We start from the raw sequence: 23,477 nt of genomic DNA, 5'->3' as shown, positions 1-23,477 counted from the left end.
TTGAATACCGCCTATTATATAGCTAAGAGGTATCTTTTTTCTAAAAAATCTACCAATGCCATAAATATCATTTCCGGTATTTCTATGTTGGGCGTATTTGTAGGTAGCGCAGCCTTGATAGTAATATTATCTGCCTTTAATGGGCTCGAAAATCTGGTCATCTCTTTATCAAATACGCTTACGCCAGATATTAGAATTGTACCTGCTAAAGGCAAAACCTTTGATCCTAATAATAAATCGCTTTTAGCTTTTCAAAAAAATGAAAAGGTTGCTATTTACGCTGAAGTTTTAGAAGAAAAAGCTTTACTCCGTTATGGCGAACAACAATTTATTGGACAAATAAAAGGTGTTAGTCCACAATTTTTAGAGAATAACAAATTAAAAGCAACTTTAGTACAAGGCAATTTTACTTTGGAAGAAGATAATACGCCTTATGCAGTAGTTGGTTCTGTGGTGCAATACACTCTAGGCATTAACATTAACGACCCGTTAAGGGTTTTAGAAATTTACTCTCCTAACAAAAGAGCATCGTCTGGCTTTAGCCCTACAGATGAATTTGTGAGCAGATATTTAGCACCAATAGGTGTTTTTGAATCTAACCAAGAGGCGGACAATCAAATTATTATTCCAATAAAAACGGCGAGAGAATTATTGGCAGAACCCAAAAACATTACCGCAGTAGAAGTTATTTTGAAAGACAGTACGCAATCTGATGCAGTTGTTAACGAGCTACAAGAAGATTTAGGAAAAACCTTTGTAGTAAAAGATCGCATACAGCAAAATGCCCTTTTATACAAAATTTTAAACTCTGAAAAATGGGCGGTTTACCTTATTCTTACTTTTGTACTGGTAATTGCTACATTTAATATTGTAGGTTCTTTAACCATGTTAGTAATAGATAAACAGAAAGACATTGCTATACTAAGTAGTTTAGGCGCAAATAAAACCATGATTAGACAAATTTTTTTATTAGAGGGTTTAATGATTTCTTTTATTGGTTGCTTATTAGGTTTAGTTTTGGGCGGCTTATTTTGCTACCTACAAATGGAATTTGGTTTTATTACCATGTCGCAAGGCAATATGGTGGTTAATGCCTACCCCATGGCATTAAAAGCATCAGATTTTTTATTGGTTTTTATAACGGTTTTTATAATATCGTTTATAGCTTCATTTATTAGCTCGAGGTTAAGTGTTAAAAAATTTGAGCAATTAAAGCAGGCTTTGTAATCATATTAAATTAACATCATTAGTTGGGCGTTCGAGCGGGCTTTACGTTACAATCTTTTTAATCCTGAGCGGAGTTGAAGGAAAAAAGGATTTGCACTGTTATCCCTAACGCAAATTTCAACACTATGTAAAATCGAAACCATCTGTTTGTAAATTGTTTTTTTATCAGACAATAAACAAAACCATTTTAAAATAAAGTGAAGCTTAAATCTTCATTTAAACTCCACTTTATTCTTCTTAGGTAGATTATTATTTTATCAGCGATTTGTTTAGCGTTATTATAAGCTCTTAATTCTTTTTCTTGGTAATTATTATTACTCCATTGGTACCTTTATCACCATAAGCTTTAATTGCAGCTTCACCTTTTAAAACATCAATTTTTTCAATATCCTCAGGTTTTACAGCTTCTTTCCAATCTTTTGTTTCTACAATTTTCCCATCAATAACTATAAGCGCTTTATTCAGAACCATATTAACTTTTTCATTAAGTTCCTGTCTCTTCTCATCTGTTATTTCTATATCTTTCTTAGGAGCATTTTCTAAACCGGCGCTAATCTGGAAAAATATTGGAATGGTATAACTTACTCTCACAGGTTCACCATTCTGCATACCTGGATTCCATTTTGGCGATATGGCTAAAACCCTTACCGCTTCTTCATCACAACCACCGCCAATTCCTCTCACAACTCTTATTTTTGTTAAAGAACCATCTTTTTCTACCACAAATTGGCAAAAAACTCTTCCATTAATATTTGCTTTTCTAGCCTCTTCGGGGTATTTAATATTTTCGGATAAAAATGCCCCAAAAGCTTTTATTCCACCCGGAAAAGTGGGAAAATTTTCAACCTTTGAAAAAATAGGGTCATCATCTCCGGCTTTAAAAGACATTACTTTTACTTCGTTTAAAGCTGTTTTTGGGATAGTATCTAATTGCTTGTTGTTTTTAGTTTGTAATTTCTGAGAATTACTTTCTATATCTTTTGCAACCACAATTTTCGATTTCTCATCGGGCACTAAAATTTCTTCTAAATTTTGCTTTGATTGTATCGTTTTTACAAAATCATTAATTTTTTCGTTTTGGCTAATTTTAGCTGATGATAATACCATGGCTAATAAAAATAACGGTACTGATAAGCCATATTTTAATACAGCCATTTTGTTTGATTTAGGTTTTTGTAACATCTTGATTCGGGTTTTTAATAGTGAATGATTAAAAAAATTATTAGTAAGCTGATGTGGCGCCAAGCCAAAACTTTTACTCAATAGTAATAGCGCATAAGCTTTTTTATCTTGTGTAATTTTTACTGCTTCGGCATCGGCAATAAACTCATGAGTTTCTTTAATTGCTTTTTTATACAAATAACATATTGGATTAAACCAATTTATAATGGTTACCACCTCAAAAAACAATACATCTGCCGAGTGGAATTGCTTCGCATGTGTAAGTTCATGTTTCTCTATTTCTTGGTGTTGGCTTAAAGCACCACTTATTTTTACCTTTTTGAAAAAAGAAAAAGCATCAACAGTTTTATCATCTTTAAAAACTTGTTTCATTTTAAACAACTGGTAAAACAACTTAAAGCTTAAAAACAACAAGCCTAGTATATAAATCATCAGCAAATAATCTCCTAAAACTAAGCCTTCATCAGCGCTAATTGGCGTTGCGAAGCCATCCATTATTAATACATTTGCGTTAAGCCAATTATTTTGTACCTGTTCTACAACAAAAAGAGATTTTACCCAATCCGTTTGAAAGAGTGGAATTAAAACTGAGAAAAAAGTAGCACCTACTAAATAAACTCTGTTCCAATTGAAAAAAGTTTCACCCCTTAAAAACACACTATAAAAAGCATAAAACAATACCAAATAGAGGTTAATTTGTAAAAGATAGCTTACCCAATTCATAATTATTTGTTTTTCATTTTTTCAATTAATTTTATAATCTCATCTGCTTCAGTAATGTCTAGCTTCTCTTTCTTTACAAAAAAAGAAAACATACTTTCTACCGAATTTTCAAAATAGCCGTTCAACAATTTATCAGCAGCAAAGTTTTTATACTCTTCTTTACTAATTGCTGGGTGGTACTGGTGGCTTTTACCAAATGCTGTGTGGCCTATAAATCCTTTTGTTTCTAAAATTCTTACAATTGTAGAAACTGTATTATATGCAGGTTTTGGTTCTGGCAATTGTGCTATTATTTCTTTAACAAATGCTTCTTTTAAATCCCATAGCACTTGCATAATTTGTTCCTCAGCTCTTGTTAAATCTCTCAATTCCTTATCCATTTTCAATATTTTAATAATCTATAATCAAATATAAAACTAATTATTTAGTTTACAAACTATTTTTTTAGTTATTTAATTTTGGATTAATAATTGATTATATTTAGGCGTAAACCTTTAATATGAAAATAACCTTTCACGGTGCTGCACAAACCGTAACCGGCAGCAAACATTTAATACAATTAAAAAACGGAACCAATATATTGTTAGACTGTGGCTTGTTTCAGGGGCATGGCTCGCAAACAGATGAAATGAATAGAGATTTCGGTTTCGACCCTGAAACTGTGAATTATCTTGTTCTATCCCATGCACATATAGACCATTCGGGTTTAATACCACGTTTAGTCGCCGAAGGCTTTAACGGAGACATCATTTGTACACCAGCAACTTTTGATTTATGTAAAATACTTTTGCAAGATTCGGCTAAAATACAAGAGAGTGATATTAGATATGCCAATAAACGAAGGGCAAAAAAAGGAGAAGAACTTTTTGAACCACTTTACACCGCTAAAGATGCAAGAACTGCTTTAACTTTTTTTAAAAGAGTTAAATACAGTACCATTTACCAAATAGAAGAAGGGGTAAGTTTAAGTTTTGAAGATGCTGGGCATATCATAGGAAGTGCTTCTGTACATTTAAACATTAAGGAAGATGGTAAACTTACTCGTATTTCTTTTAGTGGAGATGTTGGGCGTTATAAAGATTTAATTTTAAAAGCACCCTCTCCTTTTAGGCAAGCAGATTATATTTTATTAGAATCTACTTACGGAGACAGTTTACATGAAGATGCTGTACCAGCAGCAGATAAACTTTTAAAGATAATTGAAGACACTTGTTTAAAAAGAAAAGGCAAACTAATTATTCCGGCATTTAGTGTTGGTCGTACTCAAGAAGTTTTATATTCTTTAAACAGTTTAGAATTAGCAGGCAAATTACCTAATGTGAAATATTATGTAGATAGCCCTTTATCAGAAAAAGCCACCATGGTGGTAAAATCTCATCCTTGGAACTTTAATGAAAAGGTACAAGAAGTTTTAAAAGTTGATGACGACCCATTTGATTTTAAAGGCTTAAATTACATTGAGGATGCTGAAGAATCACGAGCTTTAAACGATGACCCAACACCAATGGTAATTATATCTGCAAGTGGTATGGCCGAGGCTGGTAGAGTGAAGCATCATATCAGAAATAACATAGAAAACCCTAATTGTACAGTATTAATGGTTGGTTATGCAGAGCCTGCTTCATTAGGTGGAAGATTAAAAAACGGTGTTAATCCCGTTTCTATTTTTGGAGAATACTATCAAGTGAATGCTCATATAGCATCTTTACAATCTATGAGTGCGCATGGAGACCAGTCTGATTTAATTCACTTTTTAAACGGACAAGATAAAACAGAGTTAAAGAAAATATTTTTGGTACACGGCGAAATTGATACTCAAAACATTTTTAAAGCTGAGTTAAACAAGCGTGGATATGAAAATGTAGAAATACCTAACAGGCATGAAAGTTTTGAGTTGTAGAAAGAAAATTTTTAAACAATAATTTAAATTGAAGATTTACAAAATTGATAAGAAAATAAAATTAATCCGTCAATAATAAAAAACAAGACTTCTTAAAATCATAAACTATTTTGTATTTTAGATTCCCTATGAACACATTTTCTAACATAAAGGAATTACTAAAAACGCTTATAAGAGAGCATAAATTGTTGACAGAAATGTTTGAGAAGCGGAAAACGCTTTCATATAAGTATGATTTTGCGTTAGAAATGGTGGATTATGATGAGGAACGAATCCGATATTTGATTTCTCATTCGGTAATTAGGGAGAATGGCAACTTTCTTGAAATAGACGACCAATTTTTACAATTTTTTGAACAGACTTTAGAAGTAAACGAAGAAATAAATACAGCTTCAATAAACTCAAATATTCAGAATGTTAAAGAAAATATTATATACTATCTTAAAGAAAATAACGAAACAAGAAAGTATGATTACTTAAGGAAAGTAAAAAATGCCTTGCGTAAAATTGGAAATGTAACTTTAAGGAATGTGATTGATCTGAATAGAAATACGGAAAACACTTTTAAAAACGAACCAAATTACAAGGTAAAGAAAGCAAAACTTGAAAATCTTGACCAAAAAAGAATTGACATTAACTCGTTAATTCAACAAACCTATTATTTAGTTTCTGAAGAAGAACAGACATTTTTCAAATCGGCATTAGATGAAGAGCTGAATAGAGTAATCACACAGCTTAAACTTCAATTAAACGAGTGTCGGCACAATCTTATCAATATTCAAAGACAAATTATTGAATACCTGAATCAAATCAAATATCATAGTGGCGTTATTGAAAAGCTCAGACAAATAAAATATTTGAAAGACCAGTTTACTTTAAGAACAGACAGTGATATTGATTTGGTTTTTACAAAAAACAATGATGTACTTTTTGAACCAAATCCAGCATATCCTTTAAAATTGAGTTTAGAGTATTTGCAGACTGATAGTGTTGCTTTCGATAGTATCAAGAAAATTGTAAAGAAAATGCAAACAACTGTAAAAATAAAAACTCCATTAGCTGGAACGATCTCCAATTTATATCTTCAAAGTAACATAGAGGAAGAAATTCAGATCAATTTGGAAGAAATCAGAAATAGTTTTGTTGCTTCAGGAAATAATTTGTTCGATTTTGTTATAGCTTATGATTATGAAAAAGAACTTCTTTTTGATGAGAAAGTAACAGTTTATTGTCAACTAATTTCACAATATGAATCTTCATTCAATTTAACAGGACAATACAGCTCACAAAAGGAAATAGAATACGCATTAGTTTATCCAAAATAACCAATGGAAGCACCAAAATATACCGCCGATATTTTTGACCTACTTAGCAAAGGGAAGTTTATTTGCTCTAACAGTAACGAAGAGCATATTCGAAAACTATACGCAACTATTGATACTGAACAAAACCATGATTTCTTATATGACTATTTTCTAAACATTAATTTTATTTTAGAAAAAGGAGATGAATACTACTATTTCAGCAGACGAGAAACTACTGTTGATTTAGAGCGAAAAATAGAACAAGCATTTAAGTGGATTGATATACTTGATTTTTTAAAAACTTTTGATAATGCCTTTGGTTCCGGTTATCGTTTTACTCCTTCTGATATATTGGTAAAACTAGGTCTGGATGCAGAATTAAAATCTAAAATTGACGGAATTAAGAGATATAGTGGCGGAAAAGAAAAACCGAATGAAATTTTAGAAAAGATATTGAACGATTTAGTTAAAGATAAGTTTCTTGACATAGAAGACCCCAATTTTAATCAATATAAAGTACTGGCATCTTTCAAATATTTGGAAAAAATCGTGATGACCATAAATATTTCAGAAGACATTAAGAATGAGATACCTGAGTAAAATAATAATGATTGAGAGTGCAAACGTCAGATATACGGAAGTAAATTTGGACGGGAATGTACATTTGATTGGCACACAAGGTGTTGGCAAAAGCACTTTGCTTAGGGCATTACTTTTTTTTTACAATGCTAATCAACAAAAACTGGGAATACCAGTGGGTAAAAAATCTTTTGTTGATTTTTATTTTCCTTACCCCAATTCTTATATCGTTTATGAAGTAACAAGAGAAACAGGGGCATATTGTATTTTACTTTCAAAATCTCAAGGTCGTGTGAGCTTTCGATTTATTGACGGTGGCTACAATAGAGATTATTTTATTGACAATGCTGGAAATATTTTTGAAAATTGGGACAAAATAAGATTAGCATTAAGTAAAGACAGGATAAGCAGTTCTAAAAAAATAGATCGCTATGAAGATTATAGAAATATTCTATATGGTAACAGTCAAGGATTAGGCGCTGAATTCAGAAAATATTCGTTACTGGAAAGTAAACAATACCAAAATATCCCAAGAGCAATTCAACATGTATTTCTTAATTACAAGGTAGAGAGCGAGTTTATTAAAGACACTATTATTAAAGCCTTAAATGAGGAAGAAATAAAAATAGATCTTTCAAACTATTCGCACCATCTCAAAGATTTTGAGAACCAATTAGGTGATATTAAAAAATGGACAGAAAAAACAAAAAGTGGAGAAATACTTGTCCGAAAGCATGCTGAAGTAGTTATAACAACATACGCTTCAATTAAATTTAATAGAAACGAAAAGACAAAATTAGCTGGCGAATTGGTTTGGCAACTTAATGAAATCCAAAATCACCAACCTGAAATAAAAGAGAAACTTGACAAAGAAGAAAGAAAGGAAAAAGTACTTTTTGAAAAATTAAAAGAGATTGAAACGAAATTTCAGAATAAAAAAGATAAAATTTATGCAGAAATAAGTGTATTTAATGGCAAATTGAAAGATGCCAAAACAAAATTGGACGATTATGTACAACTGAATATCGAAACCATTATCAAAAGAGTAGCTAAAAAAGCAGATTGGGAAATGGAAAAAGAAAACCTTACCCAGCAAAAAGAGCTATTAGAATCGAATTATACGGACATAAATCAAAAATTTGAAGCTCAAATCAATCAGCTTCAAAATCAATCAGTTGCTTTTGAGAATTCAAAACAAACAGAGATTAATACAAAAAATCAAAATCTGTTTCATTTTAAAGAAGAACTAGCTAAAGAGTTTCAGAAATTAATTGATGAAATAAAGAAACAGCATCAAGAAAAAGTAGATTGGGCAAAAAACTTAGTAGAAGAAAAGAAAACGACAATTTCTAATTTGAAAATTAGAAAAGTAAAAACTGAACATAGAAGTTTTTATGAAAGTGAAATAGGCCACTTACAAACTGAAAAACATAATTTTTCTGAACAAATACGCTTAGCTAAAATTGAAGTAAAACAATCAACTGCAGAAATAGAAACTATAAAAAAGCAGTGGGAATTAGAGAAAGAAAGGATTGAAACAAAAATTAATAGCCAAAAAGAGAAAATTAATTCCCAAATCACTAAAATCAATTCCCAAATAATCAATATTAATGATAAGGTTGAAAATAGTAAAGATTCATTGTATGGCTGGCTAAGCAATGAATATCCTAATTGGGAAAAAACGATAGGAAAAGTAATTGATGAGGAAAATGTTTTGTTTAAATCAGGCTTGTCTCCAGAAATTATTTCAAATACTGATTCGAGTTTTTACGGCATCCAATTAAATTTAGATGAGATTGGGAAATCTGTAAAAACCGTGGCAGATTACGAAAAAGAGAAGTCAGATTTAGAGAAAAGCGCTGTATCTCTGCAGTCTGAAATTTCAAAAATTGATGAACAATTAACTGCTGAAATTGATAATCTCAAGAAAAAACAACAGCCAAAAATAACAAAATGCAAGGAAGTCATTCGTAAAAACGAATACGATATGGAATTATATGGTCAAAAGTTTAATGATACAATCATCAATTTAGATGAATTAATGATCAAAGCTTCTGATGAAAAGAAAAAGACAATAGTTCAAATTCAACAAGAGATTGAAAGAGTAAGTGCCGAAAAACTAAATGCAGACATAGCAGTATCTGAGGTTGAAATTGAGATTAAAAAACAAATAAACAATAAGGAGAGGGAGAAAAACAAGAAAATCGAAATTGAACTAAGTCATGTAAATGAGATTATTACTGAAATTAAACTATCCTTAAAAAGTAAACAAGAAGAGATTAGAAATAAAATTGAAGCTTTAGAATTACGGAAGAAGAAAGAATTAAATGATAAAGGAGCTGATACAGAAAAAATATCAACTTTTGAAAAAAGAATCAACGAGCTCAAACTTGAGTTAAAATTTATTGAAGATAATCGGGATAAAGTTACTGAGTATAACAAAGACAAAAAGGAGTTTTTTGATAAGGTTGAGATTTTTAAAAGTCAAAAAAGTATTTTAGAAAATCAGTTAAATGCAGAGCTATCAAAACATCTGCTACAAAAGCAAAGAAGTAATGAAGATTTGGAGTTGCTCAAAAAAGAAATTGAAAATATCAGAAAACAGCTTGAAAACATTGATGAAGATTTAGATGAATATAAAAAATTTAGGCTAACAGACTGTTTTAAAAGCACACCAGAGCTTTTAATTGACGCTATTACAGAAAATAGGACAGAGAAGCGTTGTGTAAATTTAATAGCGGAGCTTAACGAAAAATATTATACCGGAATACAAAGGTATAACGATTTACAGGTAGCAATTAATAAATTTAACGGCAATTTTTCTTCACAGAACATCTTTAAATTCAGAAACAATTTAGTTGAACAGAAAGAATATTTCCAATTTTCTGAAGACTTACAGGAATTTGTTGAAGAAGATAAAATCTCAGATTTTGAAAAAAGAATAAATGAGCTTTTTGCAGAGATAATTAGACAAGTTGGAAAAGAGACGCGTGAATTAATGTCTAAAGAGGAGGTAATTGAAAATGTTATAAGAGACATTAATACTGATTTTGTAAACCGAATTTTTACAGGTGTAATTAAAAGTATTGAGTTAAGGGTTGTACAAAGTGAAAATAAAATTGTTCATCTACTAACAGAAATTAAAAAATTTAATGACGAGCATATCCATGATATTGGAACATCAAATTTATTTTCGACAAACGAGCATACAAGAGAAACAAAAAATAAAACAGCGATTCATTTGTTAACTCTATTAACATCAGAAATTGCTAGGTATAAACATAACGATATTAACCTTTCTGATACATTTGAATTGGAATTTAAGGTTGTTGAAAACGATAATGACACCAATTGGGTTCAAAGTCTTGCAAATGTAGGGTCAAACGGAACGGATGTTTTGGTAAAAGCCATGATTAATATTATGCTGCTCAATGTATTTAAAGAAGGTGCAACAAAAAACAAGTTTAAAGATTTTCGATTGCATTGCATGGTGGATGAGATAGGTACACTACATATAGAAAATGTAAGGGGATTATTGAAGTTCGCCAACGATAGAAACATCTACATTCTAAACGGATCACCTCAATCTATAGATGCGCTGGCATATAGATATACCTATAAACTCGCCAAACAGACAGATATAAGTGACGGAAGACCAGTCACGATAATAAATAGATTAGTAACAAATAATAGAGACAGACAATGAAACTGCCTATAACTATTGCTGAAAAACTATTACTGCTTGAAAATGGAGTGGCCATTCCTTCAAGTAAATTGAAATACGAAATGATTTCAGAAATGATTTCTGAAGGAATACTTTACAAACTAGGAAAGCATAAAAGCACCGTTCAGTTAATTAAGCCAGAGCAACTAAAGTTATATCTAGAAAATCGTTTTTCGATTAAAGACCTTTCGATTTATATTGAAGCACACAAGAAGGAAAATATTACGAGGAGCGAATTAGTGGCTATTTCATCCGATTCTAAGCTAACCAAGGTTAGAACTTTTAAAGGTTTTTTAGTGAATAATTATACTCCAATTCAAGCAAAACTCAATGAAGACACCATAACATTAAATCCAAAACCCGGAACTTTTCAATTTATATTTGATTTTGAATACTTTGTTCCTGAATTAGATGTTGTAATTATTGGAGTAGAAAATCCTGAAAACTTTCGTTATATAGAAAAACAAAAATACTTATTCAATAAAATGAAGCCGCTTTTTGTGAGTCGTTACCCTCAAAATCAAAGCAAAGATTTAATCAAGTGGATAAAATCTATTCCGAATAATTATTTGCATTTTGGCGATTTTGATTTTGCAGGAATTGGTATTTATTTAAATGAGTTTAAAAAACATTTATCTGGTAAAACGCAATTCTTTGTTCCAGAAAATATTGAAATTCTAATTTCAGAAAACGGAAACAAAAGAAGGTATGATATACAAAAGATAAACTTTGACATTCACTCTATTGAAGAAGAAAAACTTATCGCTTTAATAAGCACAATTAACAAATATAAAAAAGGCTTAGACCAAGAAATGTTAATCAAATAATTAATGAACTAAACTAGGTCAGTAACCATCTAAAATAAATTACTAAGACCAAACGGTCAAAAAGCAGGAGCATTTTATACTCTTTTTTGACTTACATATTAATTGCACAAATTGTACAAAAAATATAAATGATGAAAGTTTTGAATTGTATGGAATACTGAAATATAAAAGCGTCAAACTGAAAGTAAGAAGCTTAAATCTAAACGTATTAAAGCAGATTGTTGCAAGCAAAAGATTATAAAAAAAATGGTTTCCTGTGCAATTGAAACCATTTTTTTTATTAATCTATATTCTATTGTGAAGCAATATCAGAAAAGTACCACTTATCAATAACGCTTTGGCGTTCTTTAGCGGTTAAATTATAGAATTCGGGGTTTTTCTTAATAAAAGTTTTAAGTGCTCCCATTTGAGTGTAAAAAAGTTCGGCGTATTCTCCGGAATTTACCATACCATATCGAGTGAGAAAATCTGCATAAGATTTTTCATTTCTAAAAATTTTAGTCGCATTTGCTGCTAATTCGGCTACTGCTTCTTTTGATGCAGGTAGTTTAAAATCGAATTTTTTAGCGTCAAATAATTTACGAGCTTCTAAATAAGCATTAAAATCTTTGTCTTGATTGGCATAATAGTAATAATACTTAAGGTCTTTTTCTGTCTTTTGAGCAAAAACACTTGCACTTAAGCACATTAATAATAAAATAACAACTTTTTTCATCTTAGGTTTATTTAATTTAAACTAAAGCTAACCTAATTAAGATTTCAATTGCTTCAAAAGTTTTGCACATTGTGTGGTAATCATTTGTGAAACAGGCTCAAATAATTCATCATCATAATATGGGTCTGGTACGTTATCATCATCTAAAAACAGTTTTACCTTATTTTTTTGTTCCTCATTTTTAGCCAAAGCAATTACATCTTTATAGTTTTGCTTATCCATCACAAAAATATAATCGAAAGCATCAAAGTCGTTAACATTAAACTTGCGAGCTTGCTGACCAGAAATATCAATACCATTTAGTTTTGCTATTTTTATAGAGCGATGATCTGGCTTAGCACCAATATGGTAACCCCCAGTTCCAGCCGATTCTATTTCCCAGTTTAAACCTTCTTGCTTTACTAGATGTTCCATAACTCCATGTGCCAACGGAGATCTGCAAATATTGCCAAGGCAAACCATTAATATTTTCATAGTGTTAATTTTGAAGGAGTGAGGGATTGAATGTTGAATTATTGAGGTTTGAATTAATGTTGAACGAGTTTTTAATTTTTAGCTTTCAACTTGAGGCATTGTGCCTTAAGCTTTTCGCTTTTCGCCTTCTGCTTTCAGCTCCTTTACTGTTTACAGCTTAACTTTTCTTTCAACCAAAACTGATGTAACATGCCAGATTGTAAACTTTTAACTTTTAATAAGTTATCTGCTTTTTGTTCTATAAAAAACACCTCGATAAATTTACCGCTTCTATAACAACTGCCTTGGGTTTTATACTTGTATTCAGAATCAACAAAATTACCTTCAAATTTTAAAGAATCGTTATTAACCACATAATAACCTTTTGCATACTCGTACCAAGTGTTACTATCATAACAACTGCCTCCCTGTAAGTTTACTTTAGAAAAGTTTTTAATTTTCACATAAAAAGAATCGCAATTAAACTTAAAATCAAATTGTTGGTAGCTTGCCAATTGATCTTGGTTGGGCAAACTATCCTCTGTCCAAATGCCCTGTATAAAATCTTCGCCTGATGATTTTACTTGTTTGTTAAAAGTACATGAGCTTAAATAAAGCATCATAAGTAAAACCAGTAAAAAGTTAATGTTGAACTTCATGTTTATATTATCATAGTTTGTTTAAACATATAAACAGACTTTCTTGTTTTAATTTAGCTCTTTTCGGCTAGTTCTTTTATTTGTACTAAAATAGGCATCCATCCCTTACCATTATTATATTCTTCATTATACCTTTTTTCTTCTTTTACCACATTTCCATGGTTTAACAGCCTGTTTAAAATTTATCTAATAATTTATTTATGCTTCTTTTCGGCTACAAATTCGTTAAATTTTTTCGGTACATTAATTTTTTAAAAGGAACTCAAGAGTGCTAAAGCAGTTTTCGAGATAGTAGCTTTGCTATCTCTCCAAAATTTGCCTCTTTTCGCTCAAAAATAAGCTATAAACATTTTCATAATATAAATTTAAACAGGCTCTAAGTTTTTTGCTTTAACGATTGAAAAGGTATCTTTTCTATTTGTCATCTTGAGGGGAGGCTAAGACTCACAAATAAAAAAGACACCTTGCCTACCGGCAGGTATGCAGTAACAAGCGTGTTTAAACGCCATTAATACCTATTTTAAAGAACCTACCATATCTTCAGGTTTTACCCATTCGGTAAATTGCTCAGAAGTTAATAGGCCACTTTCTACCGCTGCTTCACGTAAAGTTTTGTTCTCTTTATGTGCTTTTTTAGCAATTTTAGCGGCATTTTCGTATCCAATGTGAGGGTTTAAAGCTGTTACCAACATTAAAGAGTTTTCTAAATGCTTTTGAATTTCTGGGAAATTTGGCAAAATTCCATTTGCACAATTGTTAGTGAAAGAAACACAAGCATCGCCAATTAACCTAGCAGATTGTAATACGTTAGAAGCAATTACAGGTTTAAAAACATTCAATTCAAAATGGCCATTAGAACCACCTATAGAAACAGCAACATCGTTGCCCATAACTTGTGCACAAACCATTGTTAAAGCTTCTGGCTGTGTTGGATTAACTTTACCTGGCATAATAGAAGAACCTGGTTCGTTATCTGGAATGATGATTTCACCAATGCCACAACGTGGACCCGAACTTAACATACGGATGTCGTTAGCAATTTTCATTAAAGAAACTGAAGCTCTTTTTAATGCACCAGACATTTCTACCATGGCATCATGTGCTGCTAAAGCTTCAAATTTATTAGGAGCGGTAATAAATGGTAAGCCAGTTAAATCTGCAATATGTTTTGCAACCACAACATCATAACCTTTTGGCGTATTTAAACCTGTACCAACAGCGGTGCCACCCAAAGCCAATTCTTTAACAGCTTCTAAAGCGTTGTTAATTGTTTTGATAGAGTTGGTTAATTGTTGTGCATATCCAGAAAATTCTTGCCCTAAAGTTAACGGAGTAGCATCCATAAAATGGGTACGACCGGTTTTAGTAATGTTTGCAAATTCTGTTGCTTTATTAGCTAAAGTATCTCTTAACAAAGTTATACCTGGCAAAGTAACCTCTACCACTTGCTTGTAAGTAGCAATGTGCATTGCCGTAGGGAAAGTATCGTTTGATGATTGTGATTTATTTACATCATCATTTGGGTGCAATACCTTTTTATCATCTGCTAAAGAACCACCATTTATTACATGCGCTCTGTTTGCAATTACTTCATTAGCATTCATGTTAGATTGCGTACCAGAACCTGTTTGCCAAATTACCAACGGAAACTCGCTATCTAAGCTACCAGTTAAAATTTCATCACAAGCTTTAGCAATTAAATCTTTTTTATCTGCTGTTAAAACGCCCAAATCGGCATTAGCCATAGCTGCTGCCTTTTTTAAATAAGCAAAAGCATGTATAATTTCTATAGGCATTGAAGCTTCTGCTCCTATTTTAAAATTATTTCTTGAACGTTCGGTTTGTGCTCCCCAGTATTTTTCTGCCGGAACTTTTACCTCGCCCATGGTATCATGTTCTAATCTGTATTCCATTTGTTTGCTTTTTGTTAGGTAGCAAAATTAGAAAATTTGCTGTTATTACCTTAACATTAATTATGCAAATGTGTAAAACTCCTATAGTTTTTATAATAAGATAATTTATAATTTTCCGCTTCGTTAAAATGTATAAAATTAAAAATGATAAAATCTCCGTTACCTTATTTAAGCCTAATCCTTATTTTATTTATAGCCGCTTGTTCTTCATCAACATCAAAAAACAACAATGAAGGTGATGAGAAAAAAATTGACCCCAAAAGAGACAGCCTTTTATTAGTTTTTGATACTAAAAACAACAATAAAAAATTAGATGATTATTTTAATGAAATACACCGCAAAAGAAATTATAACGGTAACGTTTTAATCGCAAAAAAAGGTAAAATAATTTATGAAGGTACTTTTGGCTGGGCCGATTATTTACACCGTGATTCTTTAAAAATTGATTCCAAATTTCAGTTAGCCTCTGTTTCTAAACCAATGACAGGTACCGCAGTATTGATGTTGGTTGAGCAGGGTAAACTTAAGCTAAACCAAACAATTGAAGAGTTTTATCCAGAATTTCCTCATAAAAATATTACTATTGAAATGCTTTTATCACACCGTAGTGGTTTAAACAATTACGTTTACTTTACAGATGATATTTGGAAAGAAAAATATAAAGGCATGTCTAACAAGGATGTGATTAAGCTATATGCTGAACATAAACCCGCTCCTTATTTTCCACCTAATAGGCAGTTTCACTACAACAACAGTAATTATATGCTTTTAGCTGCAATTGTAGAAAAAGTAAGCGGACAAGATTTTGATATTTTTATGCAAGAAAATGTGTTTAAGCCTGCCGGGATGAAAAATACTGCAATTTATTCTACCACTAAATATGAAAAAATACCTGTTGATGTAGTGGGTCATGATAGAGTTTGGAGACGTTCTGTACGTCAGGATTTTTTAGATGGTACTACCGGCGATAAAGGCGTTTATTCTACCGTTGAAGATTTATTTTTATTTGATAGAGCTATTACAGAAGGCAGGCTGTTAAAAAAATCAACTCTAGATTCTGCCTATAAACCACATAGTAAGTTACAGCAAGATTATTTTGGCTATGGTTTAGGCTGGCGTATGTATGTAGATTCTGCAAAGAAAGAGCAAATTATTTACCATACAGGTTGGTGGCATGGTTTCCGTCATATTTATTTAAGAGACCAAAAAAGAGACATTACCATTGTAATATTGAGCAATTTAGTTAATGGAAGCATTAACCAAATAGACGATGTATATAAAATTTTGGGGATGCCTGTAGTACGTCGAGGAGTAGGTGCTGATGATTAAATTATCGTATTTTGGCAATCTAATTTTTCATTAAAAAAAGTTTACCGTAAAATTAAAATTTCTGTAAAACTTAACGTCAAATTTATTTTGGAGTTGATGTTGATAATATTGTAAATTACGAAAAAACCAAATTACAAAACATTAAAAAATTTTTATGACTGAGCAAAAAAACTATAGTTCTGCACTATACACCCTTATTACTGTATTTTTCTTTTGGGGATTTGTAGCCGCCAGTAATGGAATTTTTATTCCGTTTTGTAAAACACACTTTAATTTAACACAATTTGAGTCTCAATTAATTGATTTCACTTTTTACGGTGGCTATTTTATAGGTTCTTTGGTTTTATATTATACATCCCAAATATTTAAAGTAGATATTTTAAATAAAATAGGTTTCAAAAACGGTATTATTTACGGTTTAATTGTTTCTGCATTGGGTGCGCTATCAATGATTCCCGCAGTTAATTCTGGTTCATTTACATTTATCCTTATTTCTTTCTTTTTAATTGCTATCGGATTTTCATTGCAACAAACAGCCGCCAATCCGTTTGCAGTTGCTTTAGGTACACCAGAAACCGGTGCCGATAGGTTAAATTTAGCTGGTGGGGTAAATAATTTTGGTTCGATATTAGGGCCAATAATTGTAAGTGTTATCCTGTTCGGAAGTGCCGCAGGTATTTCTCCAATAGCAGTAGAAATCTCATCTATTAATAACCTTTACTATATTTTAGCAGGTTTATTTGTTGCTGTAGCCATATTTTTCGCAATATCTAAACTACCAAAAGTAACTAGCGATGAGCAAATTGAAGCCAGCCCTAAAACAAATGTGCCTTTATTTATAATGTTCGTCGCCTTCATGCTAATCTTGGCTTCCGATGTTTTAACAGGTATAACTGGCTTATCAAAACCAACATTTGTTTACCTTTCACTTGCCATTATTGTACTAACACTGCTTTTTGCATCAAAATCTGCAAGTAAAGCTCCAGATGGATGGGGTGCAATGAAATACCCACAACTGGTTTTAGGTATGCTTGCAATTTTCACTTACGTTGGAGTTGAGGTAACTATTCAAAGTAATATGGGTGCATTGCTAAACCTACCTAATTTTGGTGGTTACAGCGAATCTGCAATTTCTCCATTTATTTCTTTGTACTGGGGTAGTTTAATGATTGGGCGATGGACGGGTGCTGTAAGTGCTTTTAAACTTTCTAAAAATATTAAAAGAATTTTAACCGTACTTGTGCCAATTTTAGCTTTTGGAGTTATACTTTTTTTTAATCATGTTACTGGTACAGACATTTCACAAATGTATATTTATGTAATTTGTGTAGTTGTTTTGATTATTGGTTTTTTCTTTAGTCAAGAAAAGCCAGCTAAAACTTTAGCAATTTTCTCTATTTTAGGAGCTTTAGCAATGGTAATAGGTTTATTAACAGACGGAAAAATTGCCACTTATGCATTCATTAGCGGTGGCTTATCTTGTTCTATCATGTGGCCTTGTATTTTTTCTTTAGCTATAACAGGTTTAGGCAAATTTACCAGCCAAGGTTCTTCATTTTTAATTATGATGATATTAGGTGGCGCAATAATTCCACCTGTACAAGGTATTTTAGCAGATGAAAGCGGCATACATTTCTCTTATATTATTCCAGTAATTTGCTTTGTATATTTGTTATTTTTCGCTTGGAAAGTGAGCAAAGAATTGAAAAAGCAAGGTTATGATGTTAATAAAATTGAAGCTGAGGGCGGTCATTAAATTGAGGTGTTTTTAGCTAAGGGCGAGCGTAAATATTCTTTTAAAGGTATAATGAGCAACTTGGTGTATATTTGACATTCTTTTGCTTTTTAATTCATTCTTTAATTGGTTTATTACTTTTTCCTGCGCAAGCATACTTACTGATTTAGCTTTTTCAATTAAATGTTTACGATATTCTTTCCTTGCTGTTTAACAACGGGGATGTTAATTTCCTCTGTTTTTATTTTTATTAAATACTTCATTGAAAGGACTCATTTTTGAGTCCATAAATTTGAAAAGTAAATTTTACCTTTAAGTATCTCAAACTTAGTTTTACCTATAAATCAGAAATCACTATTTAAGTAAGCCAAGCCAACTATTTAAAAACATTTCTTAGTGCATAATTGACGGAGCACCTAATTTATAGTATAACAAATTACAATCTTTTCTTTTAAATGTCAAATTAACACTTATATTTGTTAATTCTAAGATAAATTATGCCTGAACCATCAAAATATATAAAATCGTTAATAGCGGTTGATTGTTTGATTTTTGGATTTGAAAATCAAATGCTTAAAGTATTATTGATAAAAAGAAAGCTGAAGCCTTACCAAAATGAATGGAGTTTAATGGGTGGATTTTTAGAAGGAGAGGAGTCTGCAGACGAATCTGCTTCAAGGGTTTTAAAAGAACTTACTGGGTTGGATGGTATTTTTATGGAACAGATAAAGACATTTAGTAAGCATAATAGAGACCCTACAGAGCGGGTAATCAGTATAGTTTATTCTAGCTTAATTGACATTTCGAAATTTGAAACACAGTTAAATCATGAATATGAAGCAAGGTGGTTCAAAATTACAGAAGTACCTGATCTACTTTTTGATCATGCAGAAATGATTACTGCCGGCAGAAATCATCTTAAGAAAAAAGCTGCTTTGCAACCTATATTATTTGAGCTTTTGGCAGAGAAATTTACGCTTCCACAAATACAACAACTTTATGAAGAAGTGTTTGAAGCTAATTTTGACAAAAGAAATTTCAGTCGCAAACTATTAGCTAGTAAACTCCTGAAAAAACTAGACGAAAAAGACAAATCAAGCTCAAAAAAAGGCGCTTACTATTACCAATTAGACAAACAAACTAACCATTATAATTTTAATATTCTTTTAAACTTGGCTTATAGCTCTTTGTAAAATTAAGAAAATGAGTACAACTAAATATGTTATTGGGGTAGATTATGGAACGGACTCAGTTCGTTCAGTAATTGTTGATACCGCAAACGGAAACGAAATTTCATCGGCTGTATATTACTATCCTCGCTGGAAAGCTGGATTGTATTGCGATGCTTCCCAAAGTCAGTTTAGGCAACACCCGCTTGACTATAGCGAAGGTTTAACGGAAACTATAAAGCAGTCCATTGCGAAAGCTGGCGCTGAAATAGCAAAAAATATCCTAGCTATTTCTATTGACACCACAGGTTCTACACCAGTTGCCGTAAACGAAAATGGTATCCCATTAGCTTTACTACCAGAATTTTCAGAAAATCCAAACGCTATGTTTGTACTTTGGAAAGACCATACCGGCGTTGGCGAAGCTGCAGAAATAAATCAACATGCTGCAAAATTCGACATCAACTATTTAGCTTATTGTGGAGGAATTTATTCTTCAGAATGGTTTTGGGCAAAGTTTTTACATATTTTAAGAGTAGATGAAAAAGTAGCTGCTCACACTTACGCTTGGGTAGAGCAATGTGACTGGTTACCGTTTTTATTAACGGGTGGAACTAACGCAAAAGATATTAAGGCAAGCCGTTGCGCTGCTGGCCATAAAGCACTTTGGGCAGAAGAGTTTGGCGGATTACCACCAGAAGATTTCTTCACTTCACTTGATCCAATTTTGGCTGGTTACAGAGACAAACTTTTTCAGAAAACTTACACAGCTGACCAAAAAGTTGGAAACCTATCAGCAGAATGGGCTGAGAAATTGGGGCTAAGTACAAATGTTGCAATTGGAGTTGGTGCTTTTGATGCCCATTTTGGCGCTGTTGGCGGGCAAATAGAACCTTATTATTTAAGTAAAGTAATGGGAACTTCTACCTGCGATATTTTGGTTGCGCCAAATAAAGACATGGAAGGTAAATTAGTTGCTGGTATTTGCGGACAGGTTAACGGTTCTGTAATTCCAGGAATGGCAGGTTTAGAAGCAGGCCAATCTGCTTTTGGCGATGCTTACGCTTGGTATAAAAATTTGCTTTTATGGCCTATCAGAAATATTCTTTCAGAAAACCAGACTCCAGAAACCGAAGCTATGCTTGCACAAATTGAAGAGCAATTGATTCCTATACTCAGCAAAAAAGCTAACGAACTCAAACTATCAGAAAAAGATGAATTTGCCGTTGATTGGTTAAACGGCAGAAGAACACCAAATGCCAACCAAATGTTAAAAGGTGCATTTTTTGGGTTAGATTTAGGTACAGATGCCGTTAAAATGTTTAAAGCTTTGGTAGAAGCAACGTGTTTTGGCGCAAAAAATATTGTGAATCAGTTTATTAACCAAGGTGTAAAAGTCGAGGGTTTAATTGGTTTAGGTGGCGTAGCAAAAAAATCGCCTTATATCATGCAAATGATGGCCGATGTAATGGATATGCCGATAAAAATCCATAAATCTGAACAAACTTGTGCCATTGGTGCTGCTATGTTTGCAGCTACAGTTGCTGGCATTTACCCAAAAGTGGAAGATGCAATGGAAGCAATGGGACAAGGTTTTGATGCTGAATACCATCCAGATCCTGAAAAAGCAAAAATCTACGCCAAGCGTTTTCAAACTTATATTAACGCCGGAAATTTTATTGAAGATTCTTTGAATTTAAACGCCAAGCCATGAACTATAAAAGCATTAGAGAGGAAGCTTACGAAGCAAATATGCAATTGCCCAAATTGGGTTTAGTACTTTTTACTTTCGGTAATGTTAGCGCCGCTGATAGAAACCAAGGGGTTTTTGCTATTAAGCCAAGCGGAGTTCCTTATGAAGATTTATCGCCAGAAAAAATGGTGATTGTGGATTTTGACGGCAACACCATTGAGGGAAATTTAAGACCATCATCAGATACAAAAACACATGCCGTTTTATATAAAAACTGGGACAGCATTGGTGGCATTGTACATACGCACAGCACTTATGGAACAGCTTGGGCACAAAGCTTAAGGGCAATTCCTATCTACGGAACCACCCATGCAGATCATTTAACGGTTGATATTCCTTGCGCCCCACCAATGGATGATGAAATGATAAAAGGTAATTACGAGTATGAAACTGGCTTTCAAATTATTAATCATTTAACCGAAAAAGGTTTAAGCTATAAAGAAGTGGAGATGATTTTGGTTGGTAACCACGCTCCCTTTTCTTGGGGAAAAACTGCTGCAAAAGCAGTTTACAACAGTGCCGTTTTAGAAGCCGTTGCACAAATGGCATTATTTACAGAGCAAATTGAAGACAAAGTAAGTAGGATGAAAGACTCTTTAATCCAAAAACATTACGATAGAAAACACGGAGTTGACGCTTATTATGGGCAGTAGGCAGTAATAAGTGAAAACTCTAAAGTTAAAAATATTTGTAAAAGCTCTTGATACTTGATACTAAAATCTTGATACAAAATAAATAAAACATTATAAAAATGAATACTTTAAAAAATTTAGAAGTTTGGTTTTTAACTGGCACACAAAACCTTTACGGTGATGAAACATTAAAACGAGTTACTGCACACTCGCAAGAAGTAGCCAAGTTTTTAGACCAAGCGCCAAACATCCCGGTAAAAGTTATTTTTAAGCCCATCCTAAAATCATCAGACGAAATTTACGACACCATTGCACAAGCAAATGTTGCTGAAAACTGTATCGGTATCATTACTTGGATGCATACTTTTTCTCCGGCAAAAATGTGGATCAGAGGATTAAGCATCCTTAAAAAACCGATGCTGCATTTACATACTCAGTTTAACCGTGATATTCCTTGGAGCACCATTGATATGGACTTTATGAACCTTAACCAAAGCGCACATGGCGACAGAGAATTTGGTTTCATGGTTTCGCGTATGCGTATCGAAAGAAAAGTAGTCGTTGGTTTTTGGCAAGATGAAAAAGTGCTGGAAGAAATCAATGTTTGGACAAGGGCCGCTGCGGGATGGAACGATTTACAAGGCGCTAAATTTGCCCGTATTGGTGATAACATGCGTTTTGTAGCTGTTACAGATGGTGATAAAGTAGAAGCAGAAATGAAATTCGGTTTTTCTGTAAACACTTACGGTGTGGGCGATGTGGTTGCAATCATCAACGCTATTCCGCAAACTGACGTAGATGCTTTGGTAAAAGAATATGAAGAAAGCTACACTTTAGCAGCTGATTTATTAGCAGGTGGTGCAAAAAGAGAATCAGTTGTTGAAGCTGCGAGAATTGAATTGGGCTTAAAGAAATTTTTAGTTGATGGTGGTTTTAAAGGCTTTACAGATACTTTTGAAGACTTACACGGAATGGTACAATTACCAGGAATTGCTTCTCAACGTTTAATGGAACAAGGTTTTGGTTTTGCTGGAGAAGGCGATTGGAAAACCGCTGCTTTGCTAAGAGCTTGTAAAGTAATGGCAACCGGTTTAGAAGGCGGTACTGCTTTTATGGAAGATTATACTTATCATTTTGACCCGAAAAACCCAATGGTTTTAGGTTCGCACATGTTAGAAATTGACGCTTCGCTGGCCAAAGGAAAACCAAGTTTAGAAGTTCACGAATTAGGAATTGGTGGCAAAGCGGATCCTGCTCGTTTGGTATTTAACGTAGCTGCTGGAAATGCATTAAATGCCTCTTTGGTTGATATGGGTAACCGTTTTAGGTTAATTGTAAACGAAGTGGAAGCTGTAGATGCCGAATATGAATTACCAAAATTGCCGGTTGCTCGTGTTTTATGGAAACCATTGCCAGATATGAATACAGCTTGTACCGCATGGATTTATGCCGGTGGCGCACATCACACTGTTTATAGCCAATCTTTAAGCACCGCTTATTTTAGAGATTTCGCTAAAATGGCTGGTATTGAGCTGGTAACTATTGATGCTCACACAGAGATTCACCAGTTTGAGAAAGAATTGAAGTGGAGTGAAGTGTTTTATAAATAGAGATAAGGATATTTTTGTATGGGAAGCTCCTCAACGTTGAATT

At 32.6% G+C, this 23,477-nt stretch carries 18 protein-coding genes; 12 read left to right on the top strand and 6 right to left on the bottom strand.

Annotated features, from left to right (window positions below):
* Positions 1–1,227, top strand: a complete 1,227-nt coding sequence (locus tag ACFSSE_RS04400) for an ABC transporter permease (RefSeq protein ID WP_379042341.1) — start codon at positions 1–3, stop codon at positions 1,225–1,227.
* A gap of 288 nt (positions 1,228–1,515) precedes the next feature.
* Here the strand turns inward: ACFSSE_RS04400 and ACFSSE_RS04395 are convergent, their stop codons facing one another.
* Together ACFSSE_RS04395 and ACFSSE_RS04390 are read right to left on the bottom strand one after the other, a co-directional pair.
* On the bottom strand, positions 1,516–3,132 hold the full coding sequence (locus ACFSSE_RS04395; RefSeq protein WP_379042344.1) for a TonB family protein: 1,617 nt from the start codon (positions 3,130–3,132) through the stop codon (positions 1,516–1,518).
* A gap of 2 nt (positions 3,133–3,134) precedes the next feature.
* Positions 3,135–3,512: a BlaI/MecI/CopY family transcriptional regulator gene (locus ACFSSE_RS04390; protein WP_379042347.1), complete on the bottom strand. Its 378-nt coding sequence runs from the start codon at positions 3,510–3,512 to the stop codon at positions 3,135–3,137.
* A 119-nt stretch (positions 3,513–3,631) separates the two neighbouring features.
* On the opposite strand from ACFSSE_RS04390, the gene ACFSSE_RS04385 reads away from it, so the two are divergent.
* The 5 genes from ACFSSE_RS04385 to ACFSSE_RS04365 all read left to right on the top strand — a co-directional run bounded on the left by ACFSSE_RS04385 (position 3,632) and on the right by ACFSSE_RS04365 (position 11,466).
* Positions 3,632–5,032 (top strand): MBL fold metallo-hydrolase, encoded by a 1,401-nt coding sequence (locus ACFSSE_RS04385; RefSeq protein WP_379042350.1) that lies wholly within the window; start codon positions 3,632–3,634, stop codon positions 5,030–5,032.
* Positions 5,033–5,160: 128 nt separating this feature from the next.
* The gene (locus ACFSSE_RS04380; protein WP_379042353.1) at positions 5,161–6,357 is read left to right on the top strand and encodes a hypothetical protein; all 1,197 of its coding nucleotides are present in this window, start codon (positions 5,161–5,163) and stop codon (positions 6,355–6,357) included.
* Positions 6,358–6,360: 3 nt separating this feature from the next.
* A complete protein-coding gene (locus tag ACFSSE_RS04375; protein ID WP_379042356.1) occupies positions 6,361–6,936 on the top strand; it encodes a condensin complex protein MksE in 576 nt (191 codons plus the stop codon).
* A complete protein-coding gene (locus ACFSSE_RS04370; protein WP_379100740.1) occupies positions 6,920–10,621 on the top strand; it encodes an ATP-binding protein in 3,702 nt (1,233 codons plus the stop codon). Before ACFSSE_RS04375 ends, ACFSSE_RS04370 begins: the two co-directional genes overlap by 17 nt.
* Positions 10,618–11,466 carry a DUF7281 domain-containing protein gene (locus ACFSSE_RS04365; RefSeq protein WP_379042361.1) on the top strand — a complete coding sequence of 283 codons (849 nt, stop codon included), beginning with the start codon at positions 10,618–10,620 and terminating at the stop codon, positions 11,464–11,466. Before ACFSSE_RS04370 ends, ACFSSE_RS04365 begins: the two co-directional genes overlap by 4 nt.
* A gap of 292 nt (positions 11,467–11,758) precedes the next feature.
* Here ACFSSE_RS04365 and ACFSSE_RS04360 read toward each other — a convergent pair whose 3' ends face one another.
* The 4 genes from ACFSSE_RS04360 to fumC all read right to left on the bottom strand — a co-directional run bounded on the left by ACFSSE_RS04360 (position 11,759) and on the right by fumC (position 15,206).
* The gene (locus ACFSSE_RS04360) at positions 11,759–12,181 is read right to left on the bottom strand and encodes a hypothetical protein (protein WP_379042364.1); all 423 of its coding nucleotides are present in this window, start codon (positions 12,179–12,181) and stop codon (positions 11,759–11,761) included.
* Positions 12,182–12,217: 36 nt separating this feature from the next.
* On the bottom strand, positions 12,218–12,655 hold the full coding sequence (locus ACFSSE_RS04355; RefSeq protein ID WP_379042367.1) for a low molecular weight protein-tyrosine-phosphatase: 438 nt from the start codon (positions 12,653–12,655) through the stop codon (positions 12,218–12,220).
* Positions 12,656–12,798: 143 nt separating this feature from the next.
* Positions 12,799–13,293: a fumarate hydratase gene (locus tag ACFSSE_RS04350; RefSeq protein ID WP_379042370.1), complete on the bottom strand. Its 495-nt coding sequence runs from the start codon at positions 13,291–13,293 to the stop codon at positions 12,799–12,801.
* Between the two features lie 515 nt (positions 13,294–13,808).
* Entirely contained in the window at positions 13,809–15,206 is a 1,398-nt protein-coding gene (fumC, locus tag ACFSSE_RS04345) for a class II fumarate hydratase (RefSeq protein WP_379042373.1), read from the bottom strand.
* Positions 15,207–15,350: 144 nt separating this feature from the next.
* On the opposite strand from fumC, the gene ACFSSE_RS04340 reads away from it, so the two are divergent.
* The 6 genes from ACFSSE_RS04340 (at position 15,351) to araA (ending at position 23,434) form a co-directional block, all read left to right on the top strand.
* Positions 15,351–16,535, top strand: coding sequence for a serine hydrolase domain-containing protein (locus ACFSSE_RS04340; RefSeq protein ID WP_379042376.1), 1,185 nt, complete (start codon positions 15,351–15,353; stop codon positions 16,533–16,535).
* A 154-nt stretch (positions 16,536–16,689) separates the two neighbouring features.
* Positions 16,690–18,291, top strand: a complete 1,602-nt coding sequence (locus ACFSSE_RS04335; RefSeq protein ID WP_379042379.1) for an MFS transporter — start codon at positions 16,690–16,692, stop codon at positions 18,289–18,291.
* A 476-nt stretch (positions 18,292–18,767) separates the two neighbouring features.
* On the top strand, positions 18,768–19,463 hold the full coding sequence (locus ACFSSE_RS04330; RefSeq protein WP_379042382.1) for an NUDIX hydrolase: 696 nt from the start codon (positions 18,768–18,770) through the stop codon (positions 19,461–19,463).
* 10 nt (positions 19,464–19,473) lie between these two features.
* Positions 19,474–21,153: a ribulokinase gene (locus ACFSSE_RS04325; protein ID WP_379042385.1), complete on the top strand. Its 1,680-nt coding sequence runs from the start codon at positions 19,474–19,476 to the stop codon at positions 21,151–21,153.
* On the top strand, positions 21,150–21,845 hold the full coding sequence (locus ACFSSE_RS04320; protein WP_379042388.1) for an L-ribulose-5-phosphate 4-epimerase: 696 nt from the start codon (positions 21,150–21,152) through the stop codon (positions 21,843–21,845). Before ACFSSE_RS04325 ends, ACFSSE_RS04320 begins: the two co-directional genes overlap by 4 nt.
* Before the next feature lie 98 nt (positions 21,846–21,943).
* On the top strand, positions 21,944–23,434 hold the full coding sequence (gene araA / locus ACFSSE_RS04315) for an L-arabinose isomerase (RefSeq protein ID WP_379042391.1): 1,491 nt from the start codon (positions 21,944–21,946) through the stop codon (positions 23,432–23,434).
* Positions 23,435–23,477: the final 43 nt, after the last annotated feature.

Source organism: Pedobacter alpinus (genome assembly GCF_042684645.1).
Taxonomy (GTDB): Bacteria; Bacteroidota; Bacteroidia; order Sphingobacteriales; family Sphingobacteriaceae; genus Pseudopedobacter; species Pseudopedobacter alpinus.
This window is presented reverse-complemented; position numbering and strand designations above follow the sequence as displayed.

Bases quoted from the DNA above. Each gene is read 5' to 3' on its own strand.
- ACFSSE_RS04355 (WP_379042367.1), bottom strand. From the start codon at position 12,655: ATGAAAATATTAATGGTTTGCCTTGGCAATATTTGCAGATCTCCGTTG.
- fumC (WP_379042373.1), bottom strand. From the start codon at position 15,206: ATGGAATACAGATTAGAACATGATACCATGGGCGAGGTAAAAGTTCCG.
- ACFSSE_RS04380 (WP_379042353.1), top strand. From the start codon at position 5,161: ATGAACACATTTTCTAACATAAAGGAATTACTAAAAACGCTTATAAGA.
- ACFSSE_RS04370 (WP_379100740.1), top strand. From the start codon at position 6,920: ATGAGATACCTGAGTAAAATAATAATGATTGAGAGTGCAAACGTCAGA.
- ACFSSE_RS04330 (WP_379042382.1), top strand. From the start codon at position 18,768: ATGCCTGAACCATCAAAATATATAAAATCGTTAATAGCGGTTGATTGT.
- ACFSSE_RS04350 (WP_379042370.1), bottom strand. From the start codon at position 13,293: ATGAAGTTCAACATTAACTTTTTACTGGTTTTACTTATGATGCTTTAT.
- ACFSSE_RS04320 (WP_379042388.1), top strand. From the start codon at position 21,150: ATGAACTATAAAAGCATTAGAGAGGAAGCTTACGAAGCAAATATGCAA.
- ACFSSE_RS04360 (WP_379042364.1), bottom strand. From the start codon at position 12,181: ATGAAAAAAGTTGTTATTTTATTATTAATGTGCTTAAGTGCAAGTGTT.
- ACFSSE_RS04365 (WP_379042361.1), top strand. From the start codon at position 10,618: ATGAAACTGCCTATAACTATTGCTGAAAAACTATTACTGCTTGAAAAT.
- araA (WP_379042391.1), top strand. From the start codon at position 21,944: ATGAATACTTTAAAAAATTTAGAAGTTTGGTTTTTAACTGGCACACAA.
- ACFSSE_RS04385 (WP_379042350.1), top strand. From the start codon at position 3,632: ATGAAAATAACCTTTCACGGTGCTGCACAAACCGTAACCGGCAGCAAA.
- ACFSSE_RS04335 (WP_379042379.1), top strand. From the start codon at position 16,690: ATGACTGAGCAAAAAAACTATAGTTCTGCACTATACACCCTTATTACT.
- ACFSSE_RS04340 (WP_379042376.1), top strand. From the start codon at position 15,351: ATGATAAAATCTCCGTTACCTTATTTAAGCCTAATCCTTATTTTATTT.
- ACFSSE_RS04390 (WP_379042347.1), bottom strand. From the start codon at position 3,512: ATGGATAAGGAATTGAGAGATTTAACAAGAGCTGAGGAACAAATTATG.
- ACFSSE_RS04375 (WP_379042356.1), top strand. From the start codon at position 6,361: ATGGAAGCACCAAAATATACCGCCGATATTTTTGACCTACTTAGCAAA.
- ACFSSE_RS04325 (WP_379042385.1), top strand. From the start codon at position 19,474: ATGAGTACAACTAAATATGTTATTGGGGTAGATTATGGAACGGACTCA.
- ACFSSE_RS04395 (WP_379042344.1), bottom strand. From the start codon at position 3,132: ATGAATTGGGTAAGCTATCTTTTACAAATTAACCTCTATTTGGTATTG.